Below are 17,882 nucleotides of genomic sequence, written 5' to 3'. Positions count from 1 at the left end.
TCCAAACCTTATCCTACCTTTTTACCCTTCAGTAATTTTCGCACCCACAGCCGATTTGGGTTTAATCCTGCAAGCGTAACACCGTCCATCGGGATCGGCTCATCGCTCATCTGCGACGCCAGAATTTCAGCGGCCAGCGGCGCAGTACACAATCCCCGCGACCCGAGCGCACCGAGCATAAACAGGTTCGGATAGACGGGAGAACGCACGGCATTCTCTTTAGATTCTGCCAGATCCTGATAGGTCGCAAGCGTCGCGTCGTAGTCCGGTACATTGCCGATCATCGGCAGATGATCGCGGGTGGCGCACCGCACGCCGCAGCGCGCGTCGCTGCCGCTTACGTCCACCTCTTTCGCCCATTCAGCCTCCGGGAAGCAGTCGATCAAGCGCTGGCGGTTTTGCTGCTGATCCGCTTCGCTGTAGCGAATGTCCGCTTCGCCGCGATGATAGCTGGCTCCGATGCAGTGATGACCGTTGGTCGGGTTTTGCGGCGTCAGATAGCCGTCGTAGCACAAGACCTGACGCAGCTTGCCGAGCTGAGCTGTCGTGGGAATATGGCTCACCTGTCCGCCAACCGGATAGACCGGCAGATTTTCTGTTTGCGGGAAATCGCTGATGCGATGGCCGTTAGTCAGCACCACTCCGGCATGCCGGGCCTGTGCACCATGGGCAAAACGCAGCTGCCAGTCGCCTTCGATGCGATCCAGGGATTCAAGCTGATGTTCATAATGCACGGTCAGCCCTTGCGACTGGGCCAGCGCAATGGCCGCTGCCGTGAGCTGCGCCGGGCAGAGCCAGCCGCCTTGCGGATAGTGAATGCCACCGCAGCCCGTCTCCAGGCCACTTAACGCCTGCACCTGCTCGGCGTCTACGGCTTCTGCGATGTGCGCCGGTAATTCCAGACTCAGCATCTGGTCGATCTTGCGCTGGCTTTTTTCGTCCCAGCCGAGCTGTGTGACGCCGCACCACGCGTGGTCAAAGGTGACAGGCAGGCTGTCGTAAAGACGCCGGGCAAAGGTAAAGGCGGCCGGGAAAAACTGGCTAAGTGCCGGATCGTGGGCGGTCAGCAGAGGATACAGCGCTCCCTGGCGATTGCCGGAGGCACCCGTGGCGGGGGCGGTATCAGCGCAGTACAACGTCACCTGCCAGCCGCGCTGGAGCAGGGCGAGCGACAGCAGTGCGCTGGCAATACCACCGCCAATAATTGCCGTTTCACGTTTTTCCGCACCGCTGCGGGCAAACCAGGGAGTGCGCTCAGGCAGGGGATTATCCTGCTCCATCACCCCTGTCAGCATCTCTCGCTTGCGGCCAAATCCTTTGGTTTTGTGCATGGTGAAACCGGCGTCCTGCAAACCACGGCGCACGAACCCGGCGGAGGTAAAGGTCGCGAGCGTAGCGCCAGGACGCGCCAGACGCGCCATCGCAGCGAACAGATGCGGGCTCCACATGTCCGGGTTTTTCGCGGGAGCAAAGCCATCCAAAAACCAGGCGTCGACTTTCTGATTCAGAGAATCGTCGAGTTTGTCCGTCAGGTCATTGATGTCCCCGAGCCACAAATCCAGCGTGACTTGACCACCGTCTAACACTAAACGATGACAGCCGGCGATCGGCTGTGGCCACTGGGCCTGCAGCTGCTCGGCCCAGATGCGAAGTTCCGGCCAGTGCTGATGGGCCAGGGTCAGGTCGTGGGCGGTGAGGGGGAATTTCTCGAAACTGATGAAATGTAATCTTTGTAGCGTAGCGTCAGGGTGCGCCGCACGGAACTGAACAAACGCCTGCCAGAGGGTGAGGAAGTTTAATCCGGTGCCAAAACCGCTCTCCGCCACCACAAACTGGCTGCGCGGATGGACAGGGAAACGCGCGTTGAGCTGGTTTCCGTCGAGGAAAACATAACGGGTTTCTTCCAGTCCGTTATCATTAGAGAAGTAGACATCGTCGAAATCTCGGGAAACAGGTGTACCCTCAGCGTTGAACTCAAGGTTGGCGGGTTGTATGGCGTTTTGTTTCACGTAAGTTACTCGTCTGACAGGCAGTGGCAGGATCTTAGCGATGTGTGTTCGATGGTGCAAATTTCCACAGAAATTGGCTGATCGGACTTGTTCAGCGTACAAGTGTACGCTATTGTGCGACTCGAAACTTAATATAGTATGACTTACAGAGGTATTGAATGAAACGTGCAGTGATTACTGGCCTGGGCATCGTTTCCAGCATCGGTAACAACCAGCAGGAAGTCCTGGAATCTCTGCGTGAAGGACGCTCGGGGATCACTTTCTCTCAAGAATTCAAAGATTCTGGTATGCGTAGCCACGTGTGGGGTAACGTCAAACTGGACACCACCGGTCTGATTGACCGCAAAGTGGTCCGTTTCATGAACGATGCCTCTATCTACGCTTACCTCTCAATGCAGCAGGCTGTAGAAGATGCTGGATTGAAAGAAGACGTTTATCAGAACAACCCACGCGTGGGCCTGATCGCAGGTTCCGGTGGTTCTTCTAAATCTCAGGTGTTCGGCGCAGACGCAATGCGTAGCCCGCGCGGCCTGAAAGCGGTCGGTCCTTACGTTGTGACCAAAGCGATGGCGTCAGCGGTATCTGCGTGCCTCGCGACCCCCTTCAAAATCCACGGTGTGAACTACTCCATCAGCTCCGCATGTGCGACCTCCGCACACTGTATCGGCAGCGCGGTTGAGCAGATCCAGTTGGGTAAACAAGACATCGTATTTGCTGGCGGCGGCGAAGAGCTGTGCTGGGAAATGGCGTGTGAATTCGACGCGATGGGCGCACTGTCCACCAAATACAACGAAACGCCAGAAAAAGCGTCCCGTACCTATGATGCGAACCGTGACGGTTTCATCATCGCAGGCGGCGGCGGTATGGTTGTGGTTGAAGAGCTGGAACACGCTCTGGCACGTGGCGCGCACATCTACGCTGAAGTTGTGGGCTACGGTGCGACTTCCGATGGCGCAGACATGGTTGCTCCATCAGGCGAAGGCGCAGTGCGCTGCATGAAGCTGGCGATGAACGGCGTTGATACCCCAATCGACTACCTGAACTCCCACGGTACCTCGACTCCGGTCGGCGACGTGAAAGAGCTGGGTGCTATCCGTGAAGTCTTCGGCGACAACAGCCCGGCGATCTCCGCGACGAAAGCGATGACCGGTCACTCTCTGGGCGCCGCTGGCGTGCAGGAAGCTATCTACTCTCTGCTGATGCTGGAACACGGCTTTATCGCCCCAAGCATTAACGTTGAAGAGCTGGACGAGCAGGCTGCTGGCCTGAATATCGTGACCAAGCCGACTGAGCAAGCGCTGACGACAGTGATGTCCAACAGCTTCGGCTTCGGCGGCACCAACGCCACGCTGGTAATGCGTAAGCTGAAAGCGTAAGTTTTCCGCTGATGTAAAAAAAGGAGCCTGATGGCTCCTTTTTTTATGCGTTGACAATTGATTGACTGAAAAGGCAAACTTCGGCTTCAACATTATCACTTTGATAATGCGTAAGCGTTTAACGTCAACCAACGCACCTTAATCCTGATCCTCAGGTAGAGGGGGCGTGGCATTTCCCCGCCTTACTCTTCATTTTCGGAGTAATGCATGACCGCAGTAACCCAAGCAGAAAAAACCTCTTCAGCGAATGTCTCGCTGTTTCGCATCGCCTTCGCGGTGTTTCTTACCTATATGACCGTCGGCCTGCCGCTGCCGGTAATCCCCTTGTTTGTGCATCAGGAGCTGGGCTACGGCAATACCCTGGTGGGCGTCGCCGTGGGGATTCAATTCCTGGCGACCGTATTAACCCGTGGCTATGCGGGACGCCTGGCCGATCAGCATGGCGCAAAGCGTTCCGCGTTACAGGGCATGTTCGCCTGCGGGCTGGCGGGTGGGGCATGGCTGCTGGCCGCGTTGCTGCCGGTGGACGCCATCTATAAATTCGCACTGCTGATTGTCGGGCGCTTAATTCTCGGTTTTGGCGAAAGCCAGCTGCTGACCGGGACGCTCACCTGGGGTATGGGGCTGGTCGGGCCGACGCGTTCCGGAAAAGTGATGTCCTGGAACGGGATGGCGATCTACGGCGCACTGGCCGCAGGCGCGCCGCTGGGGCTGCTGATCCACAGCCATTTCGGTTTCGCCGTGCTGGCGGGGACGACCATGGTGCTGCCGCTGGTGGCGTGGGCCTTTAACGGCACGGTGCGTAAAGTGCCAGCTCATAAAGGCGATCGCCCGTCGCTGTGGAGCGTGGTCGGTCAAATCTGGAAACCGGGCCTCGGTCTGGCGCTGCAGGGCGTTGGATTTGCCGTGATTGGCACCTTTGTCTCGCTCTACTTCATGAGCCGGGGCTGGGCAATGGCTGGTTTCACCTTAACCGCATTCGGTGGGGCCTTCGTGCTGATGCGCGTGCTGTTCGGTTGGATGCCGGACCGTTTTGGCGGCGTAAAAGTGGCGGTGGTTTCGCTAATGATTGAGACCCTCGGCCTGCTGCTTTTGTGGCAGGCACCGGTGGCGTGGATTGCGTTGCTGGGCGCGGCGTTAACCGGCTGCGGCTGCTCGCTAATCTTCCCGGCGCTCGGCGTGGAGGTGGTGAAACGCGTGGCACCGCAGGTTCGTGGAACTGCACTCGGCGGCTATGCGGCATTCCAGGATATCTCGTACGGTATCACCGGCCCGCTGGCAGGGGTACTGGCTACGTCGTTCGGCTATCCGTCGGTGTTTCTGGCAGGGGCCGTATCGGCAGTGGTGGGGATAGTGGTAACGGTTATCGCATTCCGGAAGCAGTAAGCGGCATTGTCGGGTAACGCTTTGCTTACCCGACCTGCAAAGTCCGTAATTTAGCAGGTCGGGTGGCAGATGCTTCGGCTCAGGCAACCAGCCAGAACAACGCCAGCGCCACCATCAGCGCGATAAACATCAGGCCGGGGCGTGCAGACATCGATTTTATAGTGTCCACCACCGGGGCGAACAGCGGGCTGTAGATTGGCTGAATATTGCGCGCTTCTGGCACACCGCCGTCACGTTCGGCGCGGCGGATAAAGATCTGGTTCAGTAAATCCTGAATCTGGGCGGGGGTCAGCACCGTCTGCGGCGTTACCTGCCAGTTCTGCTGCGCGTATTCACGCACCGCTTCAAATTCTCGTGGTTCCAGTGGCTGTTTAAGCGCCGCCTGCAGGGTATGCAGCGTGGGCGCGCTTTGGGTACTCAACGTCTGACGCGCCTGAAGCCAGGTCACCAGGTGGGTAAACTGCTTCGCCGGGATCAGCTCACCGGCTTTTACGCCGGAAAGTTCCAGCATGGATTGCCAGATAAGCTTGTTTGACTCGCCCGTGGCCGCAGCCAGCCGGGTGACCATCTGCTTGAGAGTATTATGCTCAGCAGGCTGCAGGGGGCGTTCCGTCGCCGGACGTTGCTGCGGCTGCGGAATAGAGAGCTGATTGCTCTGTAACAGCGTGAGCACCGTTTTCAGCTGGTCCGGTGTGAGCTGGCTCAGGGCCGTCTGACCAAATTGCTGGCGGATAAAATCACTCACCGCCTGACGATTATTCCCCTGGCCTAACAGTTCGGTGAGCTGCGACACCATCTGGCGGGTGGTGTGATTTTGCTGCGCGGTATTCAGGCGCAGATTCAGGTTTTGCTCGGCGGCAGGGAAGTGGCGCGATAACAGCGGCGTGTCGTTTTTCAGCCCCAAATCATGTTTCACTCCCGCCCACACCTCCGCGTTCTGTTGCGACGTAAGCGCAACCAGGCGGGTGATCAGTCGCTCCAGCACCGTGCGCTGCTGCGTCGATAACGGCTGTTCGCCAATGGCGGAAGGTGTTACTGGGCCTTCACCGGGAGGGCGCGGCGGCGTACCTGAAATGGGCTGCATCGTCAAAATCCTTAAAGTCATTACTCACCGTAAACCAGGCAAAGCGTTCGGGTATGCCTGGCGGCGAGATTATGGCACACTTGGCCGGTTAACTTCCTCTCAAACAGGTACTCTGTCGTGAAAATCCTCGTTGATGAAAATATGCCTTACGCCCGTGAGCTGTTTAGCCGCCTGGGCGACGTTAAGGCCGTTCCCGGTCGTCCCATTCCCCTTGAAGAACTCACCGATGCTGACGCCCTGATGGTGCGCTCGGTCACCAAAGTGAATGAGGCGCTGCTGTCGGGTAAAAACGTCAAATTTGTAGGGACAGCGACGGCGGGAACCGATCACGTGGACGATGCCTGGCTGGCACAGGCCGGTATCGGATTCTCGGCCGCGCCGGGCTGTAACGCTATCGCCGTGGTGGAATACGTTTTCTCTTCACTGTTGATGCTGGGCGAGCGCGACGGCTTTGCGCTGAAAGATCGCACGGTGGGTATTGTTGGCGTCGGTAACGTCGGCGGGCGGTTGCAAAAACGTCTGGAAGCCCTCGGTATCCGCACCTTGCTGTGCGATCCCCCACGCGCCGATCGCGGTGATGAAGGCGACTTCCGCGCGCTGGATGAACTGGTCGAGCAGGCGGATGTGATCACCTTCCATACGCCGCTGTTTAAAGACGGACCGTACAAATCCCTGCATCTGGCCGATGAAGCGTTAATTCGCCGCCTGAAGCCAGGCACAATTCTGATAAATGCCTGCCGTGGCCCGGTGGTGGATAACACCGCGCTGCTGAAATGTCTGGAAGAGGGGCAGGAGCTGAACGTGGTGTTGGATGTCTGGGAGCCGGAGCCGGATCTCAACGTGGCGCTGCTGAATCGCGTGGATGTCGCTACCGCGCACATCGCGGGCTATACGCTTGAAGGCAAAGCGCGCGGCACGACGCAGGTGTTTGAAGCCTATAGTGCTTTTATCGGCCAGGCGCAGCAGGTGGCGCTGGATACGCTGCTGCCTGCGCCGGAATTTGGCCGCATTACGCTGCACGGTCCGCTTGATGAGTCTTCGCTAAAAAGGCTGGTGCATTTAGTGTATGATGTGCGCCGCGATGACGCGCTGCTGCGAAAAGTGGCCGGCATTCCGGGTGAATTCGACCGGCTTCGCAAGAATTATCTTGAGCGCCGTGAGTGGTCCTCCCTGTATGTCATCTGTGACGACGCCGATGCGGCGGCGTTGCTGAATAAACTGGGTTTTACTGCCACGCATAACCCGGCGCGTTAATGTTTTCCTCATGCTCTCTGCCGGATAATCTGGCAGAGACGCTGTTTCATTTCTGGAGTAAACCACCATGTCTGAAGGCTGGAATATTGCCGTACTGGGTGCCACTGGCGCTGTGGGCGAAGCCCTGCTCGAAACACTTGCGGAGCGTCAGTTCCCGGTGGGAGAAATCTATGCTCTGGCGCGCGCCGAAAGCGCGGGCACCTCTCTGCGCTATGAAGGTAAAACCGTTCGCGCGCAGGACGTAGCAGAATTTGACTGGACGCAGGTGCAACTGGCGTTCTTTGCGGCAGGCGTTGAAGCCTCGGCGACTTACGCTGAAGAAGCGGCGAACGCCGGTTGCCTGGTGATCGACCTGAGCGGTCTGTTTGCCCTCGAGCCTGACGTGCCGCTGGTGGTGCCGGACGTGAACCCGTTCGTGCTGGCCGACTACCGCAACCGCAACATTATTGCTGTCCCGGATAGCCTGACCAGCCAGCTGCTGACGGCACTGAAACCGCTGATCGACGACGGTGGTCTGTCACGCATTAGCGTAACCAGTCTGCTTTCTGTTTCCGCGCAGGGCAAAAAAGCGGTCGACGCGCTGGCAGGGCAGAGCGCGAAACTGCTGAACGGTATACCGGTGGACGATGACGACTTCTTCGGTCGTCAGTTGGCTTTCAACCTGATGCCAATGCTTGCCGATCGTGAAGGCAGCGTGCGCGAAGAGCGTCGTATTGTCGACGAAACGCGCAAAATTTTGCAGGACGACGGCCTGATGATCTCTGCCAGCTGTGTGCGTTCCCCGGTCTTCTACGGCCACGCGCAGATGGTGAGCTTTGAGGCTCTGCGCCCGCTGGCGGCGGAAGAGGCACGCTATGCGTTTGAGCGCGGCGAAGATATCTCCCTCAGCGAAGAGACAGAGTTCCCGACCCAGGTGGGCGATGCGACGGGCAACGCGCGTCTCTCCATCGGCTGCGTGCGTAACGATTACGGGATGCCTGAACAGGTGCAGTTCTGGTCTGTGGCGGACAACGTCCGTTTCGGCGGCGCGCTGATGGCGGTTAAAATCGCTGAGAAGCTGGTGCAGGAGTATCTGTAAGGATGTCTGAAGTGGAGCAAAAGCCAGTCCATAGAATTGCCCTCGGAATAGAATACGACGGCAGTAAATATTATGGCTGGCAGCGTCAGAATGAAGTGCGCAGCGTTCAGGAAAAGCTGGAAAAAGCGCTCTCTCAGGTGGCGAACGAACCGATTAACGTGCTGTGTGCCGGTCGTACCGATGCGGGCGTTCACGGCACGGGTCAGGTGGTGCATTTCGAAACCACTGCGGTGCGTAAAGACGCGGCCTGGACGCTCGGCGTAAATGCGAATTTGCCTGGTGACATCGCGGTGCGTTGGGTCAAAGATGTGCCCGATGATTTTCACGCGCGCTTTAGTGCCACGGCGCGTCGCTACCGTTATATCATCTACAACCAGCGTCTGCGTCCGGCGGTGTTAAGCCAGGGCGTGACCCATTTTTATGAGCCGCTGGATGCAGAGCGTATGCACCGTGCCGCGCAGCAGTTGCTCGGCGAAAATGACTTTACCTCGTTTCGTGCGGTTCAGTGCCAGTCGCGCACCCCGTGGCGAAACGTGATGCACATTAACGTCAGTCGTTATGGCGCGTATGTGGTGGTGGACATCAAAGCGAATGCCTTTGTACATCATATGGTGCGGAATATCGTTGGCAGCCTGATGGAAGTAGGCGCCGGACACCAGCCGGAGAGCTGGATTGCAGAACTGCTGGCAGCGAAGGACAGAACGCTTGCGGCAGCAACGGCGAAAGCGGAAGGGCTGTATCTGGTCTCGGTGGATTATCCGGATCGGTTTGACCTTCCAAAACCGCCAATGGGCCCGCTGTTTTTAGCGGACTAACGCAGTTGCAATTAAGGCTTAGACAATATGGACTTAATACGATTTCTCATTGATTTCATCCTGCATATCGATGTTCATCTGGCGGAGCTGGTCGCGCAGTACGGCGTCTGGGTGTATGCCATTCTGTTTCTGATTTTGTTCTGTGAAACCGGCCTGGTCGTCACGCCGTTTTTGCCAGGCGATTCGCTGCTGTTTGTCGCGGGCGCACTCTCTGCGCTGCCGACCAACGATCTCAACGTTCACCTGATGGTGGTGCTGATGATTATTGCGGCTATCGTCGGCGATGCGGTGAACTACACTATTGGGCGGGTATTCGGTGAACGGCTTTTCAGTAATCCGAACTCGAAGATTTTCCGTCGCAGCTATTTAGATAAAACGCACGCGTTCTACGAACGTCATGGTGGCAAAACCATCATTCTGGCGCGTTTTGTGCCGATCGTCCGCACCTTTGCACCGTTTGTGGCAGGTATGGGGCATATGTCCTATCGTCATTTCGCGGCGTATAACGTGATTGGCGCACTGCTGTGGGTGCTGCTGTTTACCTACGCGGGCTACCTGTTTGGCGATCTGCCTATTGTGCAGGAAAATCTTAAGTTACTGATTGTTGCCATTATTGTGCTCTCAGTCTTGCCGGGTGTGATCGAAATTATTCGTCACAAACGCGCGGCGGCTAAGCAAGCGAAATAAAGACGCATTTGCGGTTCGACCACTTTTTTATCCAAAGTTTCGGGCTGTTATGTTTTAATGTGCAACATTCATGGTCTGTTTGCGGCAAAAATGGCATTATGCGCCGCTTACAGCAAAACTGGCATACGACCAGGTTCAGGCAGAAAGGTTATCAATGAGCTGGATTGAACGAATTAAAAGCAACATAGCCCCAACCCGTAAGGCGAGTATTCCTGAAGGGGTGTGGACCAAGTGTGACAGCTGCGGCCAGGTCCTGTACCGCGCTGAGCTGGAACGCAATCTTGAGGTTTGCCCGAAGTGTGACCACCACATGCGTATGTCGGCGCGTAATCGCCTGCATAGCGTGCTGGACGAAGGTTCGCTTGTGGAACTGGGTAGCGAACTTGAGCCAAAAGATGTGCTGAAGTTCCGTGACTCCAAAAAATACAAAGATCGACTGGCTTCTGCTCAGAAAGAGACTGGCGAGAAAGACGCGCTGGTGGTGATGAAAGGCACTCTGCACGAGATGCCGGTTGTCGCTGTGGCCTTTGAGTTCTCCTTTATGGGCGGCTCAATGGGTTCTGTCGTCGGCGCGCGTTTCATCCGTGCCGTTGAACAGGCGCTGGAAGACAACTGCCCGCTGATCTGCTTCTCCGCCTCCGGTGGTGCACGTATGCAGGAAGCGCTGATGTCCCTGATGCAGATGGCGAAAACCTCTGCGGCCCTGGGCAAAATGCAGGAGCGCGGTCTGCCGTATATCTCCGTGCTGACCGACCCAACCATGGGTGGCGTCTCTGCGAGCTTTGCGATGCTGGGCGATCTGAACATCGCTGAACCGAAAGCGCTGATCGGCTTTGCCGGCCCACGCGTTATCGAACAGACCGTTCGTGAAAAACTGCCGCCGGGCTTCCAGCGCAGTGAGTTCCTCATTGAAAAAGGCGCTATCGACATGATCGTTCGCCGCCCGGAAATGCGCCTGAAACTGGCGAGCATCCTGGCGAAGCTGATGAATCTGCCGTCGCCAAGCCCGGACGAGCCGCGTGAAGGCGTGGTTGTGCCGGATCAGGAACCCGAAGCCTGATAACTCAAAAAGGGCAGGGCCAGACGGCGCTGCCCTTTTCACTTATTTGATACACAAGCCATCAGAGCAGTATCAGGGCGTTGCCAACGCAGAGACCGCTTAAAGGCCGAAGTGTATACATAAATGAAAGTGCGTATCATGGAAAAAAATACTCTTCCCCAAGCCACGTCACCCCTGGTCACGTGGCTTTCTTATCTGGAAAATCTGCACAGTAAAACCATCGATATGGGCCTCGATCGCGTGAGCGAGGTTGGGGCGCGTCTTGATGTCCTCAAGCCCGCGCCCTTCGTGTTCACCGTAGCGGGAACGAACGGCAAAGGCACCACCTGCCGCACGCTGGAGTCCATGCTGATGGCCGCCGGTTACAAGGTGGGTGTTTACAGTTCGCCGCATCTGGTCCGCTACACCGAACGCGTGCGCGTGCAGAATAGCGAACTGCCGGAATCCGCCCACACGGCCTCTTTTGCGCAAATCGAAGCGGCGCGCGGCGAGATTTCTCTCTCCTATTTTGAGTACGGCACGCTGTCCGCCCTGTGGCTGTTTAAGCAGGCGCAGCTGGATGTGGTGATCCTCGAAGTCGGTTTAGGTGGACGCTTAGATGCGACTAACATGGTTGATGCCGATGTCGCGGTGGTGACCAGTATTGCACTTGACCATACGGACTGGCTGGGACCGGACCGCGAAAGCATTGGCCGTGAAAAAGCGGGTGTTTTCCGCGCCAACAAACCTGCCGTAGTCGGTGAACCGGATATGCCGCACACAATCGCCGACGTGGCGAAGGAGAAGGGCGCCCAACTGATGCGTCGTGGCGTTGACTGGCAATATGACGTAACGGGCAACAGCTGGCGTTTTCGCGACGCGCAGGGCGAGCTGGACAATCTGCCGCTGCCACAGGTGCCGCAACCGAACGCGGCGACCGCACTGGCGGCTATCCGCGCCAGTGGTCTGGCGGTGAGCGAACAGGCGATACGAGACGGCATTCAGAACGCGCTTTTGCCGGGGCGTTTTCAGATTGTCAGCGAATCACCGCGTTTGATTCTGGACGTGGCGCATAACCCCCATGCAGCGGCCTATCTTGCTGAGCGCCTCAAATCCCTGCCAAAAACAGGGCGCGTACTTGCGGTTATCGGTATGCTTCATGATAAAGATATTGCGGGCACGCTGGCCTGCATGGAGACTGTGGTCGATTGCTGGTATTGTGCTCCCCTGGAAGGGCCTCGAGGCGCGTCGGCTGAGCAGCTGATGGAACATCTCGCGAAGGGCGAAGCTTATGAAAACGTGGCGCTGGCATGGCGCGCCGCGATGGCGGATGCTAAACCTGAAGATACCGTGCTGGTGTGTGGATCATTCCACACGGTGGCACATGTCATGGAAGTAATGGAGGCGGGGAGAACCGGTGGCAAGTAAGTTTCAGAACCGTTTAACAGGAACCATTGTGCTGGTTGCGCTGGGAGTGATTCTCCTCCCGGGACTGCTCGACGGGCAGAAAAAACATTATCAGGATGAGTTTGCGGCGATCCCGCTGGTGCCAAAACCCGGCGATCGCGACGAGCCAGACATGCTGCCTGCGGCCACGCAGGCGCTGCCTGCTCAACCTCCTGAAGGGGCGGCGGAAGAGGTGCGCGCCGGTGATGCGGCGGCGCCGTCGCTCGATCCTTCTCGTCTGGTGGCGAGTAACGCCGGTGAGCTGGACCCGGTTCCAGAACCCGTTGCACAACCAAAGCCTGCCGTGAAACCGGCAGAAAAACCGCAGCGCGATAAAGCCAGCGAGCAGATCGCCGCCGCGACGGAAGCGCCACCGGAAAAACCGGTTCAGGAAGAGAAGCCTGCGCCAACCGGTAAAGCGTATGTGGTGCAGCTTGGTGCGCTAAAAAATGCCGATAAAGTCAATGAAGTGGTCGGTAAACTCCGCGGTGCCGGATATCGGGTTTACACTTCTCCTACCACCCCGGTGCAGGGTAAAATAACCCGCATTCTGGTGGGCCCGGATGCGTCGAAAGATAAGCTGAAAGGCTCGCTCGGCGAGCTGAAGCAGATTTCCGGGCTGAGCGGTGTGGTGATGAGTTACAGCGCGAACTGATGTGTGCGCATACCCCTCGTCCCGACGGGTGAGGGGATTGCTCCATACGGTCTTGAGGGCCGGGATGAGAGGCGGGAATTCGTCCAAAGAGGCGCAATAACCCAGCGGCGTTGAACATTTTTTCAGCGCCTTTTTTATTTACGCGCGGGAAGGAAATCTCTACGCAAACGTTTTCTTTTTCTGTTAGAATTCGCCCCGAACTGGATGACAGGGCGTTTAATCGTGGGACACTTATGGTCTGGATTGATTACGCCATCATTGCGGTGATAGGTTTTTCCTGTCTGGTTAGCCTGATCCGTGGCTTTGTTCGTGAAGCGTTATCGCTGGTGACATGGGGTTGTGCTTTCTTTGTTGCCAGTCATTACTACACTTACCTGTCTGTCTGGTTCACGGGCTTTGAAGATGAACTGGTCCGAAATGGAATCGCCATCGCGGTGCTGTTTATCGCGACGCTAATCGTCGGCGCTATCGTGAACTACGTGATAGGTCAGCTGGTCGAGAAAACCGGTCTGTCAGGAACGGACAGGGTGCTGGGGATCTGTTTTGGTGCGCTGCGAGGCGCGCTGATCGTGGCTGCGATACTGTTCTTCCTTGATACCTTTACCGGGTTTTCAAAAAGCGAAGACTGGAGCAAGTCCCAGCTGATTCCACAGTTCAGCTTCATCATCAGATGGTTCTTTGACTATCTGCAAAGCTCGTCGAGTTTCTTGCCCAAAGTGTAAAACGCTTTGAGATGTGGCTTAACGAGGAAAAGACGAATGTGCGGTATTGTCGGTATCGCCGGTTTCATGCCGGTAAACCAGTCTATTTATGACGCGTTGTCGGTGCTTCAGCACCGTGGCCAGGATGCAGCAGGCATCATCACCATTGATGCCAACAACTGTTTCCGTTTACGCAAAGCGAATGGCCTGGTCAACGATGTATTTGAAGCCCGCCATATGCAGCGCCTGCAAGGCAATATGGGGATTGGCCACGTTCGTTATCCTACTGCTGGCAGTTCCAGCGCCTCTGAAGCACAGCCTTTCTACGTCAACTCACCGTATGGCATCACGCTTGCCCACAATGGCAACCTGACCAACGCGCATGAGCTGCGTAAAAAGCTGTTCGAAGAGAAGCGTCGCCACATTAACACCACCTCTGATTCTGAAATCCTGCTCAATATCTTTGCCAGCGAGCTGGATAACTTCCGCCATTATCCGCTGGAAGCAGACAACATTTTTGCCGCCATTGCCGCGACTAACCGCCAGATCCGTGGTGCGTATGCTTGCGTGGCGATGATTATCGGCCACGGTATGGTGGCATTCCGCGACCCTAACGGCATCCGTCCGCTGGTGCTGGGTAAGCGTGATTTGGGTGATGGCCGTACCGAGTATATGGTCGCCTCAGAGAGCGTGGCGCTGGATACCCTGGGCTTTGAGTTCCTGCGCGATGTCGCACCGGGCGAAGCCGTCTACATCACCGAGAAAGGTCAGCTGTTTACCCGTCAGTGTGCGGAAAACCCGGTCAGCAATCCGTGCCTGTTCGAATATGTTTACTTTGCACGCCCGGACTCGTTCATCGACAAAATTTCCGTGTACAGCGCGCGCGTGAATATGGGTACCAAACTCGGTGAGAAGATCGCCCGCGAGTGGGACGATCTGGATATCGACGTGGTGATCCCGATTCCGGAAACCTCCTGCGATATCGCACTGGAGATGGCCCGTATTCTGGGTAAACCGTACCGTCAGGGCTTTGTGAAAAACCGCTACGTTGGCCGCACCTTTATCATGCCTGGTCAGCAGCTGCGTCGTAAGTCCGTGCGTCGTAAGCTCAACGCCAACCGCGCTGAGTTCCGCGATAAGAACGTGTTGCTGGTGGATGACTCCATCGTACGTGGCACCACCTCCGAGCAGATTATCGAGATGGCGCGTGAAGCCGGTGCGAAGAAAGTCTATCTGGCCTCTGCTGCGCCGGAAATTCGTTTCCCGAACGTCTACGGTATCGACATGCCGACCGCCAACGAGCTGATCGCACACGGTCGTGAAGTGGACGAGATTCGCCAGATCATCGGCGCTGACGGCCTGATTTTCCAGGATCTCAGCGATCTGATTGACGCAGTACGCGCTGAAAACCCGGACATTCAGCAGTTCGAGTGTTCCGTGTTCAACGGCATCTATGTGACCAAAGACGTCGATCAGCAGTATCTCGACTACCTTGACTCGCTGCGTAACGACGATGCCAAAGCCGTACAGATGCAAAACGATCTCGAAAGCTTAGAGATGCACAACGAAGGCTAACGCCCCGGCAAGTGAGGGCGGATGCCCTCACTTGCAACTCCCCGCAAAATCCTGCAAAGTCTGCCCTGAAGCAAGAAAGGGCGAAATCATGAAACAACTCATTGTAGGGATCTCCGGTGCCAGTGGCGCCATTTACGGCGTACGTCTGCTCCAGGTGCTGCGCGACGTGGCGGATGTCCAGACCCATCTGGTGATGAGCCAGGCGGCGCGTCAGACCCTTTCCCTCGAAACCGATTTTTCTCTGCGCGATGTTCAGGCTCTGGCCGACGTGGTGCACGATGCCCGCGATATCGCCGCCAGCATCTCCTCTGGCTCGTTTAAAACTGCCGGCATGGTTATCCTGCCCTGTTCCATTAAAACCCTCTCAGGCATCGTCAACAGCTATACAGACACTCTCGTGACCCGTGCGGCCGACGTGGTGCTGAAAGAGCGCCGCACGCTGGTGCTGTGCGTGCGCGAAACGCCGCTGCATCTCGGCCATTTGCGTCTGATGACGCAGGCGGCGGAGCTGGGCGCGGTCATTATGCCGCCGGTTCCGGCGTTCTATCATCGCCCGCAAACCCTCGACGACGTCATTAACCAGACCGTAAACCGCGTACTGGATCAGTTTGATGTCGACCTGCCGGAAGATCTGTTCGCGCGCTGGCAGGGCGCATAACCCGTTGCCCTGTTTGGGTGCATGATAAGCCCGGTTGCCCCTTCTCGGGGCAATTATGCAACCGCGATCATATCCTCGACATTTAATTCCTTTTTTCCCTTTTTCCCCCTCCGGTTCGTTTGGCAGACCTGCTATCTTCACTATTAAGGCAATATCGCAACGTTTTATTAACATATTTAACGTCGATTTTTTGACCAGTCGGCAATATGGCATAAGACCTGCAAGAGAACGCCTGCTATCCAACACACAACACAAACCATAATAAAATCACGACACTTGAGGGTAAATGTATGAAGAAGACGGTTCTGGCTCTGTCTCTGCTGGTGGGATTAAGTGCGGCAGCGAGCAGCTATGCAGCACTTCCTCAGACAGTGCGCATCGGTACAGACGCCACTTACGCGCCATTCTCGTCCAAGGATGCGAAAGGCGACTTTGTCGGCTTTGATATCGATTTGGGAAATGAAATGTGCAAGCGCATGCAGGTGAAATGCACATGGGTGGGCAGCGATTTTGATGCATTAATCCCGTCGCTGAAAGCCAAGAAAATCGATGCCATTATCTCCTCGCTCTCCATTACCGAAAAACGTCAGCAGGAAATCGCCTTCTCTGACAAGCTCTACGCGGCAGATTCCCGTCTGATCGCGGCGAAAGGCTCCCCGATTCAGCCGACCATCGAGTCGCTGAAAGGCAAACACGTGGGTGTGCTGCAAGGCTCCACCCAGGAAGGGTTTGCTAATGCTGACTGGCGCGAAAAAGGCGTCGATGTGGTTGCCTATCAGAACCAGGATCTGATCTACTCTGACCTCGCAGCAGGGCGTCTGGATGCCGCATTCCAGGACGAAGTGGCCGCCAGCGAAGGTTTCCTGAAACAACCCGCAGGTAAAGAGTTCGCCTTTGCCGGCCCGTCGGTGAAAGACAAAAAATACTTCGGCGATGGCACTGGGATTGGCTTACGTAAAGACGACAAAGAGCTGAAAGCGGCATTCGACAAAGCCTTTGCCGAACTGCGCAAAGACGGCACCTACGACAAGCTGGCGAAGAAGTACTTCGACTTCAACGTCTACGGGGATTAATCGTCACTGACGGGGCACTGCGCTTTGCATGATCCAAAATGGTGCAAAAGACGCACCATTTTGGGTCGTCGAGTGCATAGTTAAGCATTTATGATGCAAAAATTTCCATCTGGCGGGCTTTATACTTTGCCTTGCCAGGGGGATTAATGGCACATTAATGGCACTCCCCCGTTGTAAAATCCCGTAAGAAGACAGTCTGTTGAGGATAAACATGAAAAAACTGGTGTTGTCGCTTTCTCTGGTACTCGCATTTTCCAGCGCTACCGCAGCTTTTGCCGCCATTCCACAAAAAATCCGTATCGGTACCGATCCGACTTATGCCCCGTTCGAATCTAAGAATTCGAAAGGTGAACTGGTCGGTTTTGACATCGATATCGCCAATGAGCTGTGCAAACGCATCAAAACCCAATGCACCTACGTTGAGAACCCACTGGATGCGCTGATCCCGTCGCTGAAAGCGAAGAAAATCGACGTGATTATGTCCTCACTCTCCATCACCGAAAAACGTCAGCAGGAGATTGCCTTCACCGACAAACTCTATGCGGCGGATTCTCGTCTGGTGGTCGCGAAGTCTTCTGACATTCAGCCAACGCTTGAGTCACTGAAAGGCAAACGCGTGGGCGTGCTGCAGGGCACCACCCAGGAAACCTACGGCAATGAGCACTGGGCGCCGAAAGGCATTGAGATCGTCTCCTACCAGGGCCAGGAAAATATCTACGCTGACCTGACTGCTGGCCGTATCGACGCGGCGTTCCAGGACGAAGTGGCCGCCAGCGAAGGTTTCCTGAAGCAGCCTGTAGGGAAAGATTACAAGTTCGGCGGTCCGTCCATTAAGGACGAGAAACTCTTTGGCGTCGGCACCGGCATGGGCCTGCGTAAAGAGGACAACGAACTGCGCGAAGCACTGAACAAAGCCTTTGCCGAAATGCGCGCAGACGGCACTTACGAAAAACTGGCGAAGAAATACTTCGACTTTGATGTCTACGGCGGCTAATCGCCCCGTTAAATAACGTGCGGCCCCTCCCGCGTTCCGGGAGGGGAAAAGA

Annotated in this window: 16 protein-coding genes; 14 read left to right on the top strand and 2 right to left on the bottom strand. The window is 56.4% G+C overall.

Annotated elements, in window-relative coordinates:
* Positions 1-8 precede the first annotated feature (8 nt).
* Complete coding sequence (gene mnmC, locus ETG88_RS12965) at positions 9-2,009, bottom strand: bifunctional tRNA (5-methylaminomethyl-2-thiouridine)(34)-methyltransferase MnmC2/FAD-dependent 5-carboxymethylaminomethyl-2-thiouridine(34) oxidoreductase MnmC1 (RefSeq protein WP_187469897.1); 2,001 nt, start codon at positions 2,007-2,009, stop codon at positions 9-11.
* A gap of 158 nt (positions 2,010-2,167) precedes the next feature.
* On the opposite strand from mnmC, the gene fabB reads away from it, so the two are divergent.
* Together fabB and ETG88_RS12955 are read left to right on the top strand one after the other, a co-directional pair.
* Complete coding sequence (fabB, locus tag ETG88_RS12960) at positions 2,168-3,385, top strand: beta-ketoacyl-ACP synthase I (protein ID WP_100779415.1); 1,218 nt, start codon at positions 2,168-2,170, stop codon at positions 3,383-3,385.
* 207 nt (positions 3,386-3,592) lie between these two features.
* Entirely contained in the window at positions 3,593-4,771 is a 1,179-nt protein-coding gene (locus tag ETG88_RS12955) for an MFS transporter (protein WP_129035534.1), read from the top strand.
* Positions 4,772-4,850: 79 nt separating this feature from the next.
* On the opposite strand, the gene flk is transcribed toward ETG88_RS12955, so the two are convergent.
* Positions 4,851-5,855 carry a flagella biosynthesis regulator Flk gene (gene flk / locus ETG88_RS12950; RefSeq protein WP_102104922.1) on the bottom strand — a complete coding sequence of 335 codons (1,005 nt, stop codon included), beginning with the start codon at positions 5,853-5,855 and terminating at the stop codon, positions 4,851-4,853.
* A 117-nt stretch (positions 5,856-5,972) separates the two neighbouring features.
* Between flk and pdxB the strand changes: the two genes are divergently transcribed.
* From pdxB to hisJ, 12 genes are all read left to right on the top strand, one after another.
* A complete protein-coding gene (pdxB, locus tag ETG88_RS12945) occupies positions 5,973-7,109 on the top strand; it encodes a 4-phosphoerythronate dehydrogenase PdxB (protein ID WP_129035533.1) in 1,137 nt (378 codons plus the stop codon).
* 67 nt (positions 7,110-7,176) lie between these two features.
* Entirely contained in the window at positions 7,177-8,187 is a 1,011-nt protein-coding gene (locus ETG88_RS12940; protein WP_129035532.1) for an aspartate-semialdehyde dehydrogenase, read from the top strand.
* Between the two features lie 2 nt (positions 8,188-8,189).
* Positions 8,190-9,002: a tRNA pseudouridine(38-40) synthase TruA gene (gene truA, locus ETG88_RS12935; protein ID WP_107703176.1), complete on the top strand. Its 813-nt coding sequence runs from the start codon at positions 8,190-8,192 to the stop codon at positions 9,000-9,002.
* 27 nt (positions 9,003-9,029) lie between these two features.
* Positions 9,030-9,689, top strand: a complete 660-nt coding sequence (locus ETG88_RS12930; protein ID WP_107703177.1) for a DedA family protein — start codon at positions 9,030-9,032, stop codon at positions 9,687-9,689.
* 154 nt (positions 9,690-9,843) lie between these two features.
* The gene (gene accD, locus ETG88_RS12925; RefSeq protein ID WP_100779422.1) at positions 9,844-10,749 is read left to right on the top strand and encodes an acetyl-CoA carboxylase, carboxyltransferase subunit beta; all 906 of its coding nucleotides are present in this window, start codon (positions 9,844-9,846) and stop codon (positions 10,747-10,749) included.
* A 138-nt stretch (positions 10,750-10,887) separates the two neighbouring features.
* Positions 10,888-12,156, top strand: coding sequence for a bifunctional tetrahydrofolate synthase/dihydrofolate synthase (folC, locus tag ETG88_RS12920; RefSeq protein WP_129035531.1), 1,269 nt, complete (start codon positions 10,888-10,890; stop codon positions 12,154-12,156).
* Positions 12,146-12,829: a cell division protein DedD gene (dedD, locus tag ETG88_RS12915; RefSeq protein ID WP_129035530.1), complete on the top strand. Its 684-nt coding sequence runs from the start codon at positions 12,146-12,148 to the stop codon at positions 12,827-12,829. Before folC ends, dedD begins: the two co-directional genes overlap by 11 nt.
* Positions 12,830-13,062: 233 nt before the next feature.
* On the top strand, positions 13,063-13,551 hold the full coding sequence (gene cvpA, locus ETG88_RS12910) for a colicin V production protein (protein ID WP_100779424.1): 489 nt from the start codon (positions 13,063-13,065) through the stop codon (positions 13,549-13,551).
* Between the two features lie 36 nt (positions 13,552-13,587).
* On the top strand, positions 13,588-15,105 hold the full coding sequence (gene purF / locus ETG88_RS12905) for an amidophosphoribosyltransferase (protein WP_100779425.1): 1,518 nt from the start codon (positions 13,588-13,590) through the stop codon (positions 15,103-15,105).
* A gap of 88 nt (positions 15,106-15,193) precedes the next feature.
* Entirely contained in the window at positions 15,194-15,763 is a 570-nt protein-coding gene (locus tag ETG88_RS12900) for a UbiX family flavin prenyltransferase (RefSeq protein WP_129035529.1), read from the top strand.
* Between the two features lie 290 nt (positions 15,764-16,053).
* On the top strand, positions 16,054-16,836 hold the full coding sequence (gene argT / locus ETG88_RS12895; protein ID WP_095282776.1) for a lysine/arginine/ornithine ABC transporter substrate-binding protein ArgT: 783 nt from the start codon (positions 16,054-16,056) through the stop codon (positions 16,834-16,836).
* Between the two features lie 211 nt (positions 16,837-17,047).
* Positions 17,048-17,830, top strand: coding sequence for a histidine ABC transporter substrate-binding protein HisJ (gene hisJ / locus ETG88_RS12890; protein WP_100779427.1), 783 nt, complete (start codon positions 17,048-17,050; stop codon positions 17,828-17,830).
* Positions 17,831-17,882 lie beyond the last annotated feature (52 nt).

It is taken from the genome of Lelliottia nimipressuralis (assembly GCF_004115925.1).
Classification (GTDB): domain Bacteria; phylum Pseudomonadota; class Gammaproteobacteria; order Enterobacterales; family Enterobacteriaceae; genus Enterobacter; species Enterobacter nimipressuralis.
This window is presented reverse-complemented; position numbering and strand designations above follow the sequence as displayed.

What these genes read in the sequence shown, in the direction of transcription:
- fabB (WP_100779415.1), top strand. Translation starts at nt 2,168, where the DNA reads ATGAAACGTGCAGTGATTACTGGCCTGGGCATCGTTTCCAGCATCGGT.
- ETG88_RS12955 (WP_129035534.1), top strand. Translation starts at nt 3,593, where the DNA reads ATGACCGCAGTAACCCAAGCAGAAAAAACCTCTTCAGCGAATGTCTCG.
- flk (WP_102104922.1), bottom strand. Translation starts at nt 5,855, where the DNA reads ATGCAGCCCATTTCAGGTACGCCGCCGCGCCCTCCCGGTGAAGGCCCA.
- ETG88_RS12940 (WP_129035532.1), top strand. Translation starts at nt 7,177, where the DNA reads ATGTCTGAAGGCTGGAATATTGCCGTACTGGGTGCCACTGGCGCTGTG.
- truA (WP_107703176.1), top strand. Translation starts at nt 8,190, where the DNA reads ATGTCTGAAGTGGAGCAAAAGCCAGTCCATAGAATTGCCCTCGGAATA.
- ETG88_RS12930 (WP_107703177.1), top strand. Translation starts at nt 9,030, where the DNA reads ATGGACTTAATACGATTTCTCATTGATTTCATCCTGCATATCGATGTT.
- accD (WP_100779422.1), top strand. Translation starts at nt 9,844, where the DNA reads ATGAGCTGGATTGAACGAATTAAAAGCAACATAGCCCCAACCCGTAAG.
- folC (WP_129035531.1), top strand. Translation starts at nt 10,888, where the DNA reads ATGGAAAAAAATACTCTTCCCCAAGCCACGTCACCCCTGGTCACGTGG.
- cvpA (WP_100779424.1), top strand. Translation starts at nt 13,063, where the DNA reads ATGGTCTGGATTGATTACGCCATCATTGCGGTGATAGGTTTTTCCTGT.
- purF (WP_100779425.1), top strand. Translation starts at nt 13,588, where the DNA reads ATGTGCGGTATTGTCGGTATCGCCGGTTTCATGCCGGTAAACCAGTCT.
- ETG88_RS12900 (WP_129035529.1), top strand. Translation starts at nt 15,194, where the DNA reads ATGAAACAACTCATTGTAGGGATCTCCGGTGCCAGTGGCGCCATTTAC.
- argT (WP_095282776.1), top strand. Translation starts at nt 16,054, where the DNA reads ATGAAGAAGACGGTTCTGGCTCTGTCTCTGCTGGTGGGATTAAGTGCG.
- hisJ (WP_100779427.1), top strand. Translation starts at nt 17,048, where the DNA reads ATGAAAAAACTGGTGTTGTCGCTTTCTCTGGTACTCGCATTTTCCAGC.